The 15,086-nt window shown below is 64.4% G+C and carries 14 protein-coding genes and 1 other RNA gene; 1 reads left to right on the top strand and 14 read right to left on the bottom strand.

The features are described from left to right. The 4 genes from ACWKY3_RS10440 to ACWKY3_RS10425 all read right to left on the bottom strand — a co-directional run. Positions 1–596: alanine--tRNA ligase-related protein (locus ACWKY3_RS10440; protein WP_449316345.1), on the bottom strand; the 596-nt coding region annotated here is incomplete at its 3' end. Between the two features lie 81 nt (positions 597–677). Continuing rightward, positions 678–1,985 carry an AI-2E family transporter gene (locus ACWKY3_RS10435; RefSeq protein WP_449316344.1) on the bottom strand — a complete coding sequence of 436 codons (1,308 nt, stop codon included), beginning with the start codon at positions 1,983–1,985 and terminating at the stop codon, positions 678–680. Between the two features lie 4 nt (positions 1,986–1,989). Next, on the bottom strand, positions 1,990–2,790 hold the full coding sequence (locus tag ACWKY3_RS10430) for a DUF948 domain-containing protein (protein WP_449316343.1): 801 nt from the start codon (positions 2,788–2,790) through the stop codon (positions 1,990–1,992). Between the two features lie 160 nt (positions 2,791–2,950). Further along, positions 2,951–4,333, bottom strand: a complete 1,383-nt coding sequence (locus ACWKY3_RS10425; protein ID WP_449316342.1) for a replication-associated recombination protein A — start codon at positions 4,331–4,333, stop codon at positions 2,951–2,953. Between the two features lie 111 nt (positions 4,334–4,444). Between ACWKY3_RS10425 and ssrS the strand changes: the two genes are divergently transcribed. After that, positions 4,445–4,618: non-coding RNA, 6S RNA (gene ssrS, locus ACWKY3_RS10420), on the top strand. A gap of 116 nt (positions 4,619–4,734) precedes the next feature. On the opposite strand, the gene ACWKY3_RS10415 is transcribed toward ssrS, so the two are convergent. The 10 genes from ACWKY3_RS10415 to ACWKY3_RS10370 all read right to left on the bottom strand — a co-directional run bounded on the left by ACWKY3_RS10415 (position 4,735) and on the right by ACWKY3_RS10370 (position 14,841). Beyond that, complete coding sequence (locus ACWKY3_RS10415) at positions 4,735–6,225, bottom strand: ATP-binding protein (protein WP_449316341.1); 1,491 nt, start codon at positions 6,223–6,225, stop codon at positions 4,735–4,737. 12 nt (positions 6,226–6,237) lie between these two features. Then, positions 6,238–6,930 carry a response regulator transcription factor gene (locus ACWKY3_RS10410; protein ID WP_449316340.1) on the bottom strand — a complete coding sequence of 231 codons (693 nt, stop codon included), beginning with the start codon at positions 6,928–6,930 and terminating at the stop codon, positions 6,238–6,240. A gap of 87 nt (positions 6,931–7,017) precedes the next feature. Beyond that, a complete protein-coding gene (gene pstB / locus ACWKY3_RS10405) occupies positions 7,018–7,896 on the bottom strand; it encodes a phosphate ABC transporter ATP-binding protein PstB (protein WP_449316339.1) in 879 nt (292 codons plus the stop codon). Then, positions 7,889–8,857 (bottom strand): phosphate ABC transporter permease PstA, encoded by a 969-nt coding sequence (gene pstA / locus ACWKY3_RS10400; RefSeq protein ID WP_449316338.1) that lies wholly within the window; start codon positions 8,855–8,857, stop codon positions 7,889–7,891. The genes pstB and pstA overlap by 8 nt, the downstream gene beginning before the upstream one ends. Beyond that, positions 8,854–9,717 carry a phosphate ABC transporter permease subunit PstC gene (pstC, locus tag ACWKY3_RS10395; RefSeq protein ID WP_449316337.1) on the bottom strand — a complete coding sequence of 288 codons (864 nt, stop codon included), beginning with the start codon at positions 9,715–9,717 and terminating at the stop codon, positions 8,854–8,856. The genes pstA and pstC overlap by 4 nt, the downstream gene beginning before the upstream one ends. 33 nt (positions 9,718–9,750) lie before the next feature. Further along, a complete protein-coding gene (locus ACWKY3_RS10390) occupies positions 9,751–10,647 on the bottom strand; it encodes a substrate-binding domain-containing protein (protein ID WP_449316336.1) in 897 nt (298 codons plus the stop codon). A gap of 226 nt (positions 10,648–10,873) precedes the next feature. Continuing rightward, on the bottom strand, positions 10,874–11,956 hold the full coding sequence (locus tag ACWKY3_RS10385; protein WP_449316335.1) for a DUF2804 domain-containing protein: 1,083 nt from the start codon (positions 11,954–11,956) through the stop codon (positions 10,874–10,876). Beyond that, positions 11,949–12,923: a mechanosensitive ion channel family protein gene (locus ACWKY3_RS10380; RefSeq protein ID WP_449316334.1), complete on the bottom strand. Its 975-nt coding sequence runs from the start codon at positions 12,921–12,923 to the stop codon at positions 11,949–11,951. The genes ACWKY3_RS10385 and ACWKY3_RS10380 overlap by 8 nt, the downstream gene beginning before the upstream one ends. A gap of 216 nt (positions 12,924–13,139) precedes the next feature. Then, positions 13,140–14,432: an ATP-binding protein gene (locus ACWKY3_RS10375; RefSeq protein ID WP_449316333.1), complete on the bottom strand. Its 1,293-nt coding sequence runs from the start codon at positions 14,430–14,432 to the stop codon at positions 13,140–13,142. A gap of 163 nt (positions 14,433–14,595) precedes the next feature. Further along, positions 14,596–14,841, bottom strand: a complete 246-nt coding sequence (locus ACWKY3_RS10370; RefSeq protein ID WP_449316332.1) for a hypothetical protein — start codon at positions 14,839–14,841, stop codon at positions 14,596–14,598. Between the last annotated feature and the right edge of the window lie 245 nt (positions 14,842–15,086).

Raw genomic sequence — 15,086 nt, 5'->3', positions numbered from 1 at the left:
TCGAGGAAGCGGTCGCAGTCGCAGCCCGGCGCGCAGTCGGGGCTGCCGCAGCCGAACTCGGGACCCTGGTCGTAGTAGATCTCCGAGCAGGGACCGCAGGGGCCGGTGGGTCCGGCGCGCCAGAAGTTGTCCTCCTCGCCCAGACGCGAGATGTGGTCGTCGGGCACGCCGAGGCTCTTCCAAATCTCGATGGTCTCGTCGTCGTCCAGGTACACGGTGAAGTACAGCCGCTCGGCCGGCAGGCCCAGCACCTCGGTGGAGAACTCCAAGGCCCAGGCGCACATCTCCTTCTTGAAGTACGCGCCGAAGCTGAAGTTGCCCAGCATCTCGAAGAAGCTCTGGTGGCGGCCCGTGGTGCCGATGATGTCGATGTCGTTGGTGCGCACGCACTTCTGCACCGTGGTGGTGCCGATGTAGGGCGCTTCGAGGTGCTTTTGCTGCAGGAAGTAGGGCTTGAACTGCACCATGCCGGCGCTCGTCAGCAGAAGCGACGGATCGTCGGGGATGAGCGAGGACGAGGGCCACCTCTTGCAGCCCTTCTCCTCGAAAAAGCTCAGGTACTTCTCGCGGATCTCCGCGCTGGTCAGGTACTTCATGTCGATTGTCTTTCCATCTCCTCGGGGGCCGCCCCGCGGCCCGTTGTTCCCTTCGGCGACAGCGCCTCCCGCGCGCTCCGCTCAGCGCTTCCTGCGATGGCGCGCCTTCTTCCCCGCCTCGGCCCGACGCTGCTCGACGCGCTCGAAGGCGGCGGATATATCCGGATGCGGCGACGTGGCATCGGCGATGGGATCCACCGCGCCGTCTCCGGACGGGGTTCCTTGGAAGAACACGCCGTCTTCGCTCACGAGCTGCCGGCCCGTGCGCTTCTCGAAATAATACACGAAAACCGACTTGGCCACGGCCACGGCCGGAATGGACGCCAGCATGCCCACGAGCGATCCCATGAAGCCGCTCATCGCGCCCCCGATGGCCGAGCCGGCCATCAACGCGATGATGGTGAGCGCCGGATGCACGTCCACGGAGCTTGCCATGATCTTCGGCGACACGAAGGTGTAGACGATCTGCTGGATGGCGATGGTGACCAGCAGGGCCACGACGGCTATCCAGGGACTCACGAACACTCCGACGACGGCGGCCAGGGCGCCGCCCAGCCACGGACCCACGATGGGAATGATGTTGAGCAGCCCCGTGATGCCGCCAAGCGCGGCGTAGTTGGGAATGCCCAGCACGCCGAACACCACGCCGCAACCCACGCCGATGATGGCGCACTGCAAAAGCGTGCCCTTGATGTAGCCTCCCATGACGCGCGTGAACGTGACATGCAGCATCTCGGCGGTCTCGGCGTGCTTCGGCCCCACCAGGCGCTTGCCCTCGCGTCCGAGCGCAGGCAGCTCCATGAGGATCCAAAACGCCACGACCAGCGCGAAGCCAACGGCCACCAGGCTGTTGACCACGCCCGTCCCAATGGCCACCACGCCGGTGGCGCCGCTTTTCGCGAAGTCCGACGCCCACGTGCCCACCGCGGCCAGGGCGTCGTTGAGGTACGTGCGCACGTTGTCGTTGGCCAGGACGTCGGCGTAGCGTTCGTACAAGCCGTTGCCCCAGGCAATGATGTCGTTCACGTAGGTGGGGACGCTTTCAACGAGGTTGGCGAACTGATCGCCCACGCCGAACACCGGCGAGAACATGAGCAGGGCCACAAGCGCCAGCACGGCGAACATGAGCACGTAGGCGACAACCGTCCCCCACACGCGGGGAACGCCGAGCCTCTCCAGCTTGTTGACGGGGCCGCGCAAGCAGAACACGATGACGACCGTCCACAAAACGATGCCCACTGGCACGCTCAGGATGTTGACGAGGTAAACCGCGACCCCCGTGAGGAGGATGGCGCCGACCGCGGTCCACACCGCGAGGAAAGAGCGCTTCGCTTTGTCAACCTTGTCGTCCCGGTCGGCCGGCGTCGCTTCGACTTTGGGCAGATCCACCGGATCATGCTCCTTCCGAAGAAGGGCGGTCCTGCGCGGACGGTGCGGAAGGGGCCTCGCCCTGGGAGGCCGTCCCGTAGGTGAAGTACTGCTGCGACGAAGAAACGTCGGCCGTTGCGGCGGTGGCCACCGCGTCGGCTATGGCGGATGCGGTTTCGGACGTCCTGTCGGCCACGGTGCGCTTGGCGGCCGCGCGCTCCTCGCGCTGCACGCGCTGCTCGGCCCGCTGCTCGCGCTGGTCGGCCACGGCCTCCTGCGTGGCGCGCACCGCCGTGGCGGCGGCTTCCTTGACCGCCCGCGTTGCGGAAACCGCCGGGGAATCGTCCGAGGAGGGCTTTTCGGCGCGCGCCTCCTGGTCGGCCTTGGCTTGCCCGAGGGCAACGGACTCGTCGCTGGCGCGCCGCGGCTTGAAGGCGCTGCGGACGCGGCTCGTCACGGAGTTGACCAGCTCCATGGGAGCGCTGGTCACCGAGTCCACCGCCTCGACGGCCGACGACACCGATCCCGTGATGTCGTTGACATCCTCCAGGATCTGGTCGACGCGCATCAGCTCCAGGTTGGCGGCGTCCACCGTGAGCGAGACGCGCTCGATGAGGGGATCGGCCTTGGCCGCAACCGGCTCGAGCGACGCGGTGATGCGCTCGACGCTGGCCAGCGTGGGCTCCACCTGCTTCTGCAAGTCATCCACCGTCTTGCGCGCCTTGCGCACGGTCATGACCAGCTCCACGACAAGCCAAGCCAAAACCGCGCCCACGACCACGTACACCACCGGCAACGCTATATTGAGAACCTCGCTGATATCCATTGCGCCTCCTGCTTGTTCGAAGTCACCACTATAGCACGATCATCCCTGGATTCTATGCTGGCCGGACCATGTTTCCACCCTGCTTCCATAGGAGTTGGGAATCGGTTACCTTCGGCGCGACGTGGGATTTTCGAAAAGCCGAAGGAACGGCGGCGCGAGCCTAGGAAGCCGCGTCGCCGTCACCGGCCCCGCCTCCTTCCCCCGTGCGGGACGAGGAGGGCGGCGGGGGCGCGGCCTGCGCGCGGTCGCGGGCGGCGGCGTCGGCGCGGTAGGCCTCCCAGCCGCGCTCGCTTGGACGGTAGAAGCAGCCGCGCTCCAAGCCCTCGGGCAGGTAGCGCTGCTCCACCCAGCCGCCGGGATAACTATGGGGGTACTTGTACTGCCCGTAGTTCTCCGAGCCGGGACGGTGGCGGTCGCGCAAATGGTCGGGCACCTTGCGCGCGGGGCCGTGGCGCACCTCGGCCAACGCCGCGTCGATGCCGGCCTCCGCCGCGTTGCTCTTGGGGGCGAGCGCCAGGTAGACAGCCGCCTGCGCCAGGTTGATGCGGCACTCGGGATAGCCTATGACCTCGGCCGACTTGAACGCCGCCTCAGCCACCAAAAGCGCCTGTGGATCGGCGTTGCCGATGTCCTCCGACGCGGCGATGAACATGCGCCGGGCTATGAACTTGGGGTCCTCTCCCCCGTCTATCATGCGGGCGAGCCAGTACAGGGCCGCATCGGGATCGCTGCCGCGCATGGACTTGATGAACGCCGAGATGACATCGTAGTGCATGTCCTTGTTCTTGTCGTAAGGCAGGCTGCGATGCGGCGTGGCGGCGCGCACGCTGCCCTCGTCCACGAGCGCGGGCTTTTCGCGCGTGCCCGGCTCCATCATGCCGGCGGCCAGCTCAAGCGTGGTGAGCGCCGTGCGCCCGTCGCCCCCAGCCAGAAGCACTATGGCGCTGCGCGCCTTGTCGGAAAGCGCGTAGCGGCCGTCCAGACCGCGCGCATCGGCAAGCGCGCGATCCACCAGCAGCCCGATGTCGGCGTCCGTAAGCCCGTGCAGCTCCACCACGCGCGAGCGGCTGATGAGCGCGGAGTTCACCTCGAAAAACGGGTTTTCGGTGGTGGCCCCCACCAGCACGACCACGCGGTCCTCCACCGCATGCAGAAGCGCATCCTGCTGGCTGCGGTTGAAGCGGTGGATCTCGTCCACGAACAGGATGGTGCGCAGCCCGCTCATGGTCAGGCGCTTCTCGGCCGCGTCTATCTCGCGGCGCAGATCCGACACCGTGCCGCCGATGGCCGACACCTCCACGAACTCGGCCCGCGTCGTCTCGGCGACGACGTGCGCGAGCGAGGTCTTTCCCGTGCCCGCCGGCCCGAACAGGATGACCGAGCTCAGCTTGTCCTGCTCGATGGCGGCGCGCAGCCAGCTTCCCGGCCCCACGGCCTCCTCCTGGCCGACGACCTCCTCCAGCGTGCGGGGGCGCATCCGAACGGCGAGCGGCGCCACTTCCGACTTCCGCTCGTTCTCCATGTCTGTAAACAGCGTATCCATGCTCCCTATAGTACCATGCGAACGCTTGTTTGCCTATAGGGTGTTTGCGGATACCGCCCAACAATCTTTTTGTCAAGTCTTTATTTTGCACGTGCGGGCCATATACTCGAAGTGGTCCTGCCTTCGGAACCATACTTTTGCGATGGACCGACGTTTTTGCATGAGGGAGCTCAAGATAGCGCGTGGAATGGAGATTCGTATCCGTTGATACGAAAGCCAGGAAGCGGGCTGCGAGCACCCACCTTTTGAGGTGGGTTCATCCTTCTGGCCGGGGGCAGGGCTTTTTCGCGCCCGAAATTGGGTTGTCACTCCACCACATCGTTTCGCATCCCGTCGCCCGCACGCGGCGCGTTGTGCGGCTATGCGCCACGCGGCCCTGACGGCGCGCGCGGGCCGCGTCCCTACGCGCCCCCGTCCTCGGCGGCAGGAAAGCGCAGGACGAACGTGGTGCCGGCGCCCTCGGCGCTTTCCACGTCGATGGTGCCGTTGTGGTAGATGACCGCGTGCTTCACGATGGCAAGCCCCAACCCCGTGCCGCCCGTCTCCTTCGAGCGGCTCTTGTCCACGCGGAAGAAGCGCTCGAATATCTTGTCGTGCATGTCCTCCGGGATGCCCGGGCCGGTGTCCGTCACCCGCACGACCACCTGCTTCTGCACGGTGAAGGGCTCCTCCCCCGTCCCGTGCCGCAAGATGTTGGCCTGCTGCGGCGTCATCCCGCGATCCACCTGCGCGTAGGCGGTGCGCGTAAGCTCCAGGCCCACCGTCATCGTCACGCTGCCGCCCTCGTGGTTGTAGCGGACGCCGTTCTCTATGAGGTTGTACAGCATCTCCTCCGCCAGCGTCTGGCTGCCGGCGATGCAGGCGCGGTCCCCCTCCACGCGCACGTCGATACCCTGGTCGGCAGCGAAGCTGGCAAGCCGCTCCGCCACGCGCTGCGCCACGGAGCGCAGGTCGATGACCGCGCTGGCGTCGTTGCCGAACGCAGACTCGTCCAGCTTCGAGAGCGTGAGCACGTCGTTGATGAGCGAACGCATGGCCTGGGCCTCGTCGTAAATGAGCGCGGCGAACTTCTGGCGGTCGCCCGGCTGCACCATGTCGTTTTTCATGAGCTCGGCGTAGCCGCTGATCACCTGCAGGGGCGTCTTCATCTCGTGGCTCACGTTGCTGGAGAAGTCCCGCCGCATGTTCTCGGCTTCGGCCAGTTCGCGGTTTTGGGCCTTGAGCTGGCGCTGCTGCTCGTCTATGCGGATGAGCAGCGGATCCATCTCCTCGTAGATCTCGTTCTCCAAAGGGTTGGTGAAGTCGAGCGCGTCGATGGGCTTCATGATGCGCTTGGTGAGCTCCTTCGACAGCACGAACACGAGCAGGGCGGCCACGGCCAGCGCCACGAGCACCGGCACCAGCATGTCGCCCAAAAACGACAGCAGAGAATGGCGCGTCTCCGACAGGCGCACGATGGAGCCGTCGATGAGCCGCACGGCCGCGTACACCGTGTCGGTGCCGAGCGTCTCCGAATAGCGCATGATGACGGCCTCGCCGGTGCGCGCGGCTTCCTGCACCTCGGGACGGTCGGCATGGTTGTCCATCGAGGACGAGTCGGCGGCGCTGTCGAACAGCACCGTGCCGTCCTCGGCGATGAGCGTGTAGCGCGTAAGCCCCGAGAACTGCTCCGCGAGCGCGGACTCGTTGTCCGAAGACGGCGTGGCGTTGAGGTAGCGCGCGGCATCCTGGGCGCTCCCGACCAGCTCGGCCTCCGCGTCGCGCTCGTAAGAGAAGTAGTAGATGCTGGTCATGGCCACGGCTAGCACCACAATGACGCCGAGCGTGAACGCGAGCACGCTCGTGAATATCTTGCCGGAGAGGCTTTTCACCTTGAAGTGCGTGGGGCTCATCGGCGGCCCGCCCTACGCGGGACGTTTGATGCAGTAGCCGACGCCGCGCACCGTCTGGATGCATGCGTCGGCACCCTCGCAGCCGGCAGACAGCTTCTGCCGAAGCGTCTGGATGTGCACGTCCACCGTGCGCGTCTCGCCCACGTACGTCACGCCCCACACGTCCTCGAGCAGCTGGCGGCGCGAAAGGACATGGCCCTCGTTCTTCATGAGGGCGTGCAGCAGATCGAACTCCTTCAAGGTGAGCGCGACCGGACGCCCGTCCACCGCAACCGTATGGGCCGACACGCACAGCTCCACAGGCCCGCACGCCAGATCGTCATCGGGCACCACGGCCGGCGCCGACGCGCGGCGCAGAAGCGCGTTCACGCGGCTGACCAGCTCCATCATACCGAAGGGCTTGGCCAGGTAGTCGTCGGCGCCGGCGTCAAGCCCGCTCACCGTGTCGAACTCGGTGCCCTTGGCCGTGAGCATCATGACCGGCAAGTGCTTGGTGGACGGATCCTCGCGCAGCATATGCAGGATCTCCAGACCGTCCACCTCGGGCAGCATGATGTCGAGCAGCACAAGCTCGGGCGCGCGCTCGCGGCACGCGGCGAAAAACTCTCCGGCCGCGGGAAAGCCCTGCGCCTCGAACCCGGCTTGGCGCAGGGCGTACACCGTCAGATCGCGGATGTTGGTGTCGTCCTCAACGTAGTAGATCATAGGTTGTTCCTTTGCGAGCGCCTGTGCCGACGAAGGCGCCTTGCGGCGCCGAAGCGTTTCATCGGCCGCGTAGCCGACGGAACCATCTTACCCGAAACGGCCCGCCACGTAGTCGGCGGTGCGGGGATCGTCGGGGTTTGTGAAGATGTCGTCGGTGTCTCCCGCCTCCACCATCTCGCCCAGCAAAAAGAACGCCGTCTTGTCGGACACGCGCAGCGCCTGCAGCATGTTGTGCGTGACCATGATGACGGTGTACTTCTGCTTGAGCTCGCCCACCAGCTCTTCAATCTTCGCCGTGGAGATGGGGTCGAGCGCACTTGTGGACTCGTCCATGAGCAGCACCTCGGGGCGCACGGCCAAAGCGCGCGCGATGCACAGGCGCTGCTGCTGGCCGCCGGATAAGCCAAGCGCGTTTTTCTTCAGGCGGTCTTTCAGCTCGTCCCAGATGGCGGCGTCGCGCAGGCTCTGCTCCACGATCTCGTCCAAGTCGGCGCGGTTTTTCACGCCGTGCGTGCGCGGGCCGAACGCCACGTTGTCGTACACGCTCATGGGGAAGGGATTGGGCTGCTGGAACACCATGCCCACGCGGCGGCGCAGGTTGTTCACGTCGATGGAGCGGTAGGCGTCCTCGCCGTCAAGCGACACCTCGCCTTCCACGCGGCAGCCCTCCACGAGGTCGTTCATGCGGTTCAAGGTTTTGAGCAGCGTGGATTTGCCGCAGCCCGACGGCCCGATGAGCGCCGTCACCTGGTTCTTGGGAAACTCCAGGTTGATGCCTTTGAGCGCGTGGAAATCCTTGTAGTGCAGGTTCAGGTCGCGCACGGCCATTTTGGCGGGCGCCGCCGCGGCGGGGCGCTCCTCGGCGCGGCGCGCGGCCGTCCTCACCTGGGGCACGTAGCCCGCAGCGGCACCCCGGACGTTTTGGGCCGCCCTCTCGCCCTGCCTCTCAAGCGTTGCCTCAGTCATCTTTGCCTCCCTTGTTCATCTTCTTGGCGGCGAAGGTGGCCAGCAGGTTCAGAAGAACCACCATGACCAGCAGCACCACCGCCGTGGCGTACGTCTCGTTCACATGCAGGCCCTCGCTGGCCAGCACGTACATGTGCACGGCGAGCGTGCGGGTGGAATCGAACAGCGCGCCCGCCCCTTCAAGCACATTCGGGATCTGCGCGATGGAGCCCGCCGTGAAGATGAGGGCCGCCACCTCGCCCACGCAGCGCCCGAGCGCGAGGATCACGCCGCCCAAGATGCCCGGCACGGCGGTGGGCAGCACGCAGCGAAACACCGTGCGCAGCCGCCCCGCGCCCAGGCCGAAGCCGCCCTCGCGGTAGGCGTCGGGCACGGCCAGAAGCGCCTCTTCGGTGGTGCGCATGATCACGGGCAGCACCATGATGGCCAGCGTGCACGCGCCCGCCAGAAGCGAGAGGTTCCAGTGCAGCGCGGTCACGAAGAACAGCATGCCGAACAGGCCGTAGATGATGGACGGGATGCCCTGCAGCGTCTCGGTGGTGGTGCGCACCACCTGCACGAACCGGCTGCCGCGAGGCGCGTACTCCACCAGGTAGATGGCCGACCCCACGCCCACCGGCACCGCCATCAGAAGCGAGAGCGCAGCCATGAGCAGCGTGTTCACCAACGCCGGCATGAGCGACACGTTGTCGGAGGTGTACTCCCACTCGAACAGGCTGGGCGTGAGGTAGGGCACGCCGTTCACCAGGATGTAGCCCACCAGAAACGCCAGCACGCCCGCCGTGACCGCAGCGCCCAGGTACACGAGCGCGCGCAGCAGCGCCGAGATCACGCGGCGCTTCTTGCGGTGACGCTCCTCCACGGAGCGGTAGAGCGCATCAAACCGGTCGATGCCGCCGGTAGGCGCCGACGCCGCGGACGCGGAGCCCGCCTCGTAGGCAATCGTTAGCTTGGGACTCATGACTTCAGCTCACCCCGCTTCTTGATGACGTTGAACAGCATGGTGATGAGCAGGATGAACACGAACAGCACCACGCCCGTGGCCACCAGCGCGCCGCGATGCAGATCGGCCGCGTAGCCCATCTCCAGCACGATGTTGGCGGTCATGGTGCGCACGCCGTTGAAGATGCTCTCGGGAATGATGGTCTGGTTGCCCGCCACCATGATGACGGCCATCGTCTCGCCGATGGCGCGGCCCACGCCCAGCACCACCGCGGCCATGATGCCCGATACGGCGGCCGGCACCACCACGCGAAACACCGAGCGCTCGTGGTCGGCGCCCAGCGCCAGCGCGCCCTCGTAGTACTTCTTGGGCACGGCGTCCAGCGAGCTTTGCGCCACGGTGATGATGGTGGGCAGGATCATGATGCCCAAAAGCACCGCCGCGGCCAGAAGCGACATGCCGTTGCCCGGCATGTTGTTGCGGATGAACGGCACGAGCACCACCAGGCCGAAAAAGCCGTAGACCACCGACGGGATGCCCGCCAGAAGCTCCACGCCCGGCTTGAGCACCGCGGCCACCTTGCCGCTGGCGAAGCGCGAGAGGAAGATGGCGCACAGAAGCCCCGCCGGCACGCCCACCACCATGGCCCCGGCGGTCACGTAGATGCTGCCGATGATCATGGGGAAGATGCCGTAGACGTCGTTGGCGGGACGCCAGGTGGTGCCGAAGAGGAATTCCGGAAGGCCGATCTGCGCGATGGCCGGCACGCCGTTCGCGAACAGAAAGACGCAGATGAGGGCGACCGCGAGGATGGAGATCCCCGCGGCGGCCACGAACAGCGCCTTCGCGATGCCTTCCTTCACGTGTACATGAGACATGCGAAACCCTTGCCCTGTCTATCCGGCGCGCCGCTAGGCGAGCGCGTCCTCCCACGTGGCGATCTCGCCCGTGAAGATGCCCTTGACCTGATCGGAGGTGAGGCCGTCCACGGAGGAGTTCGTGTTCACGATGACCGCGATGCCGTCCTGGGCGATGACCGTGGCCTCGACGCCCGCGGAGGTTTCGGAGTCCTTCAGCTCGCGGGAGGCCATGCCGATGTCGCAGGTGCCCTCCGTGGCCATGTTCACGCCGGTGGTGGAATCGGACTGGTTCACCTCGATGGACACATCCGGGTTGAGGGCCTGGTACGCCTCGGCCAGCTTCTCCATGACCGGCGTCACCGACGAGGAGCCGGCGATCACGATCTTGCCGGACTGGCCGGAACCGGAGTAGGCCTCGGCGTTTTCGGCCACGGAGATATAGTTCTCCTCCTCGACGATAGCCTGGCCCTCAGAACTCATGATGAAGTCGATGAAGTCCTGCGCCGCATCGGACAGACCGTCTTTCGTCACGATGTTGAACGGGCGGGCAACAGCGTACTCGCCGCTTTTCACGTTGGCGGCCGTGGGCTGGGCGCCGTCGATGTCAAGGGCCTTCACCGTGTCATTGAGCGAGCCGAGCGAGATGTAGCCGATGCCGTTCTCGTCGCCGGCCACCGAGGTCATCATGACCGAGGTTGAGTTGGTGATGGCGGCGGCAGCGGTGGTCATGTCCACCTTCTCGCCACTTGAATCCTCCTCCTCGATGCCGAACAGCTCCACGAACGCGCCGCGCGTGCCGGAGCCGTCCTCGCGCGAGTACACCGAGATGCTGCCGGAAGACGACGAGCCACCGTCCGATCCCGAGTTGCCCGACGCGCAGCCGAACAGCCCAAACATCCCAAGCGCGAGCGCCATCGCCCCCGCCGCCATAGCCAAACGCTTCTTCATGTCCACCCTTTCCTTCGATGCGCCGCACGGGCGCCTTGCTTTCGCACAAAGGCGCCGGTTGTCGGAACCGGCGCAAGGGACATGATGAACGCCGCGCATCAAGGAGATGTCGGATGCCGATCAAAAGCCTGTAAAGTTTGGCGGCGCGGCGCGCGGGCGGCAAAACGCAGGCCGCAAGCGCGGCGACGGATGGACGGGCGGGACTCGGCGGGCTGCCGGCGGAGGCTCAGCACACGGTATGGGACGCCTCCGAAAACCCGCGCACGTTCGCAACGGAAAACGAGGAGCCGTCGTCCAGCGCCACCGCGCCGTCGAACCGCCCGAACACCCGATGCAGGTCGATGCGGACCACGCCGAGGTCCCTGCGGTCGGCCCGGTCGACGACCGGCGTGAACGTCAGGTCCAACCGGCCCTCGTCGTCGGACAGGCGCCATGGCCGCATCAGCTGGCAGCGGTCCTCCATGCGCGCGGCGCGGGAGGCGCCCGTCTTGCGCGGGATGTCGAAGCTCACGCGACCCAGCTTGCACACCTCGTCGTCCACCAACACCATGTTCTCGGACGCGGCCTCTCCGTCGCCAAGCCCGCTTCCCAGGCTGAGGCCGAAGCGGTGAGTTCCCGGCGCATCGCCGCCCGCGCCGTCCTGCCATCCCTGCGCGCACGCGCCGAAGCGGACGATGTCGCGCGCCAGCACGCCGCGCCCCCAGTCGAGCGCTCCGAACGAGCGCTCGGGAGAAAAGCCGTGCACCAGCAGCCCCTTCTTGAAGCTGCCCTGCGCGCGCATGGCGACGGTCTTTTGGCTGTAGCAAAACGAGAGCGGATCCCGCTCCCACGAATCGGCGACCACCAGGGATTCGCGCGGCTCGCAGTCGAGCACGGCCTCGAACGCCAGGTCGTCGGCGCCATCGAAGCCCGCGAAGCGCGCCTCCACGCGCCGGCGGCCATCCCCAACCTCGAAGAGGAAGCAGGCGCGCCCGCCCTCGAAACGCGCCGTTCCCGCAACGGGCGAGGCGGGAAGGCGGAACCTCCCAAGCGGAAGCGGGACGACGGCGCTCGCGGCGTGCGAGGCCCCCTGGAGAAGGTCCACGACCAAGGCCGAGGCGACCCCGCAGTATCCCAGATCGGCCAGCGTGAGGCAGACCGCGTACTCGTCGTCGCCCACCGTGTAGCGCTCCCATTCCTTGATGCGCCGCGACGGCGCGCGCACGCGGGAGCGGTCGTAGGCTCGCAGCGCCGAGACGGCCCAGCCGCGATCGGCAAGGACGCCCTCGTCATCGTGCAGCGGGCCTTCGGTCAGGCGCTCCTCATGCATGACCGCCCTGCGATCCTCCGCCGCCGCGCATGCGCAGCGCCCGCGTCATCCGGCTGCGGAAGCCCGCCGGCAAGCCGTGCCGCGACGACTTGGGCTTGGGCTTGGAAGCGCGATTGGGGGTGCGGGCCGGCTCGGCGCCGTCCTCCTCCCCTTCCCGCTGCCGCGCGCGCTCCAAAGCCTCGTCGGCAATCCGATCTGCGGCGTTCGTACGCGTCAGCGGAGCGATGGCGCGCAGCGCGGCGTCCCCGGCCTTTCCGCCCAGGCCGCTATCGGCCACCTGGAAGACGAGCGTCCCCTCGAAGCCCGCGTTACCGATGGCCGAGAACGAGAGAACGGGCTTTTGCGTCAGCTCCACGACCGCGCTTGCGGCTTCGGAGGCCGTCCGCTCTATGGCGCGGGCCACCTCGTCCAAACGATCCCCGTCGGTGGCCACCACGATGGGCAGCGACACCCGGTTGGCAGGAGGCAGGTGCGTGAGCGCAGTCTTGCCGATGATGGAGTTGGGAATGATCACCTCTTCGCCTGCGCTGTTGCAGATGGTGGTGTGACGCCAGGTGACGTCCTTCACCACGCCCGAGGACGAACCCACCTCTATGTTGTCGCCCGGCGTGACGATGCGCATGAGGCTGACCTGCAGCCCGCCGATCAGGTTGGAGATGGTGTCCTGGAACCCCAGCGATATGGCGATGCCGCCCACGCCCAGCGCCGTGATGGCCGCGCTCACGTCCACGTGGAAGCACGTAGCCAGCATGATGCACACGCCCAGTATCCACACGCCCGCGCGCCCGATGTTCACGAAGATGGAGCTGGAGGGGATGTCGTCGCCCAAGTTGAGCACTTTGCGCAGAAACTTGCTGACCAGACGGGCGCACACGGCGGTGGCGACGAGGATGATCGCCGCAGTTGCGATGACGGCCACCTGGTCGTTGCCCACGAGCGCATCGATATGCTGCATAAGCTGATTCATGAGGACATCCTACCACGAATCGGCTATAGCGCATCTGACAGAACGGCTACACCTGAAAGGAAACCGCAGCTTCGGAGCGACTTTGACAACACGCATATTCCGCGTATGTTCGAAAAAATGCAACAGCTCACATTTTTTTGGTTCCAAAAAGTGTGAGCTGTTGCAGAAAATGGAAGATACGACTGAGAGATAGACCGGGGGAACGCGCAGAAAGCACTACGCAATGCAATGCGCCGCATAGAGCGGTACGCTTTTTATCCCGTTCTCAAACCCAAAGTTCTTGGCGGAAATCCGTATAACGCAAGCAGGCGCATACCGCCTCCGATACGCTTCAAGACTTCGCGCACCCACGTTAACTCCGGACTTAACTTCAAGAGGAACAACCCCTTCCTCTGTCTGCACAAGGAAATCAACTTCCGACTTGCTTGCGGTACCCCAATAAAAGGGCTCCACACCACCGGCAACCAACTGCTGCATCACATAATTTTCAGCAACTCCGCCCCGAAAACGCGAGCCTTTATCCGCCGCTGGCGCAAGATCTTGCATATCAAGCCCCTGTAAAGCGCCCAGCAAGCCCACATCAAGCAGATAGAGCTTGAAAAAGTCGTGCTCAGCATGCGCGCGCAAGGGCCTTGCACCTTCACGCACCCGATAGCAAAACGAAACAAGACCAGCTGCCGCAAGCCAATGTATCGATGCTTCGTACTGGTGAGCGCGCGCCGACGAAGCAATGGTCGCATACTGGAACTTGTGATTCTCTTTGGCAAGTTGCTCAGGAACGCTGCGCCACACATTAAGAATTCGCGCACCATCAAGCGGACTCGCATACTTGGTCATATCCGCAAGATACGCATCCGCTATAGCGGCCTGCACCGTTCGCACCCTCGCATATCCCTCATCGCGCGAAAACGCGAGCACCGCTTCGGGCAAGCCTCCAACAATAAGGTAATCCCTATACAAAGCGAGCGCCCGATCATGAAGTCCCAGAGGTGCGTCCGCCGCATACGAAGCGCGAATCAAACGACCAAGCGCCTCCTCATCCAAAGCCCAAAGAAACTCTTCGAAATCGAGTGGATAGAGGGAAAGAGCGTCAACTTTGCCAACGGGAAACGAATACTCCTCACGTCCGAGCGCCACGCCAAGCAGACTGCCCGCTGCCACCACATGGTATTCAGGCGCCCGCTCTTGAAAGTATTTCAACGAGGTCAGAGCGCGGGGGCATACCTGAATCTCATCGAAGAACAGCAGCGTTGTATCCTTGCCTATCGAAGTTTTTGCAAACGCCTCCAACTGCGGAAGAAGCACATCGGGCGTGATGTCGCCATCGAACATACGACGCGCGTCAGGTTGCGCAGAAAAATCAAGGTGAACAGCATTGCCGAAATGCTCTCGCGCAAACTTCAAGACGGAGTACGTCTTTCCAACCTGACGCGCGCCTTGAAGCACCAACGGCTTCCTAAAGGGAGAATCCTTCCACGCTGCAAGAGCGTCCTCTATTTTGCGTTTCATGCGATCCTCCTTTAATTGGAAATTTCGTTACGATTTTAACGGAATTTCCGGAAATTTCGTTTGAATTGTTACGAAATTTCCGTTTTAGGAGGTTCTGAATTGCCGCGTCTCTACCACGGGACGTGCCTTGCTTGCGTAGTGGTTATCGCGCAGAGTCCAAATTTCACCGCGCATCGTTCATCATCTCCTGCGCGAGGTACTCCGCGAACTCGGCAGCCTCGTCCTCACTCTCGAAAGCCTCCACTACAGGCGATGAAAGTCGGACATCATAAGGAAACCCTTGATGAGCGTTGAATGAGCATATGAACATCCTCATCGCATCGGCGGGGGTGGTTCCAAGCTTTCGCGTGGTCTCCTTGAAGATACGCGCCTGGGTCTCGTCGACTCGCGTTGCAAGTTGAACAGCCATGAATAATCTCCTAACAAAAGATATCAATTCATAGCATTATATAGCATTTGATAACATTTTGTTAAGAATACAAACTTAAACTAGAAGAAAAAGGTCCCCACCAACTTGAGGAATAGAAGGATGGCAGGACACTGACACAGCCGTCATGCAAGATGATCGGCGATTTTTGCCCAAGTTCCCAAGTTATGAGTTGCAAGTTGTCGAGTTATGAGTTTTTTCGCGCTTGAAAATCTAATGAGTTTTGT

The organism is Rubneribacter sp. (assembly GCF_965361815.1).
The sequence above is the reverse complement of the archived record's forward strand: the minus strand, read 5'-3'. Positions and strand labels throughout refer to the sequence as shown.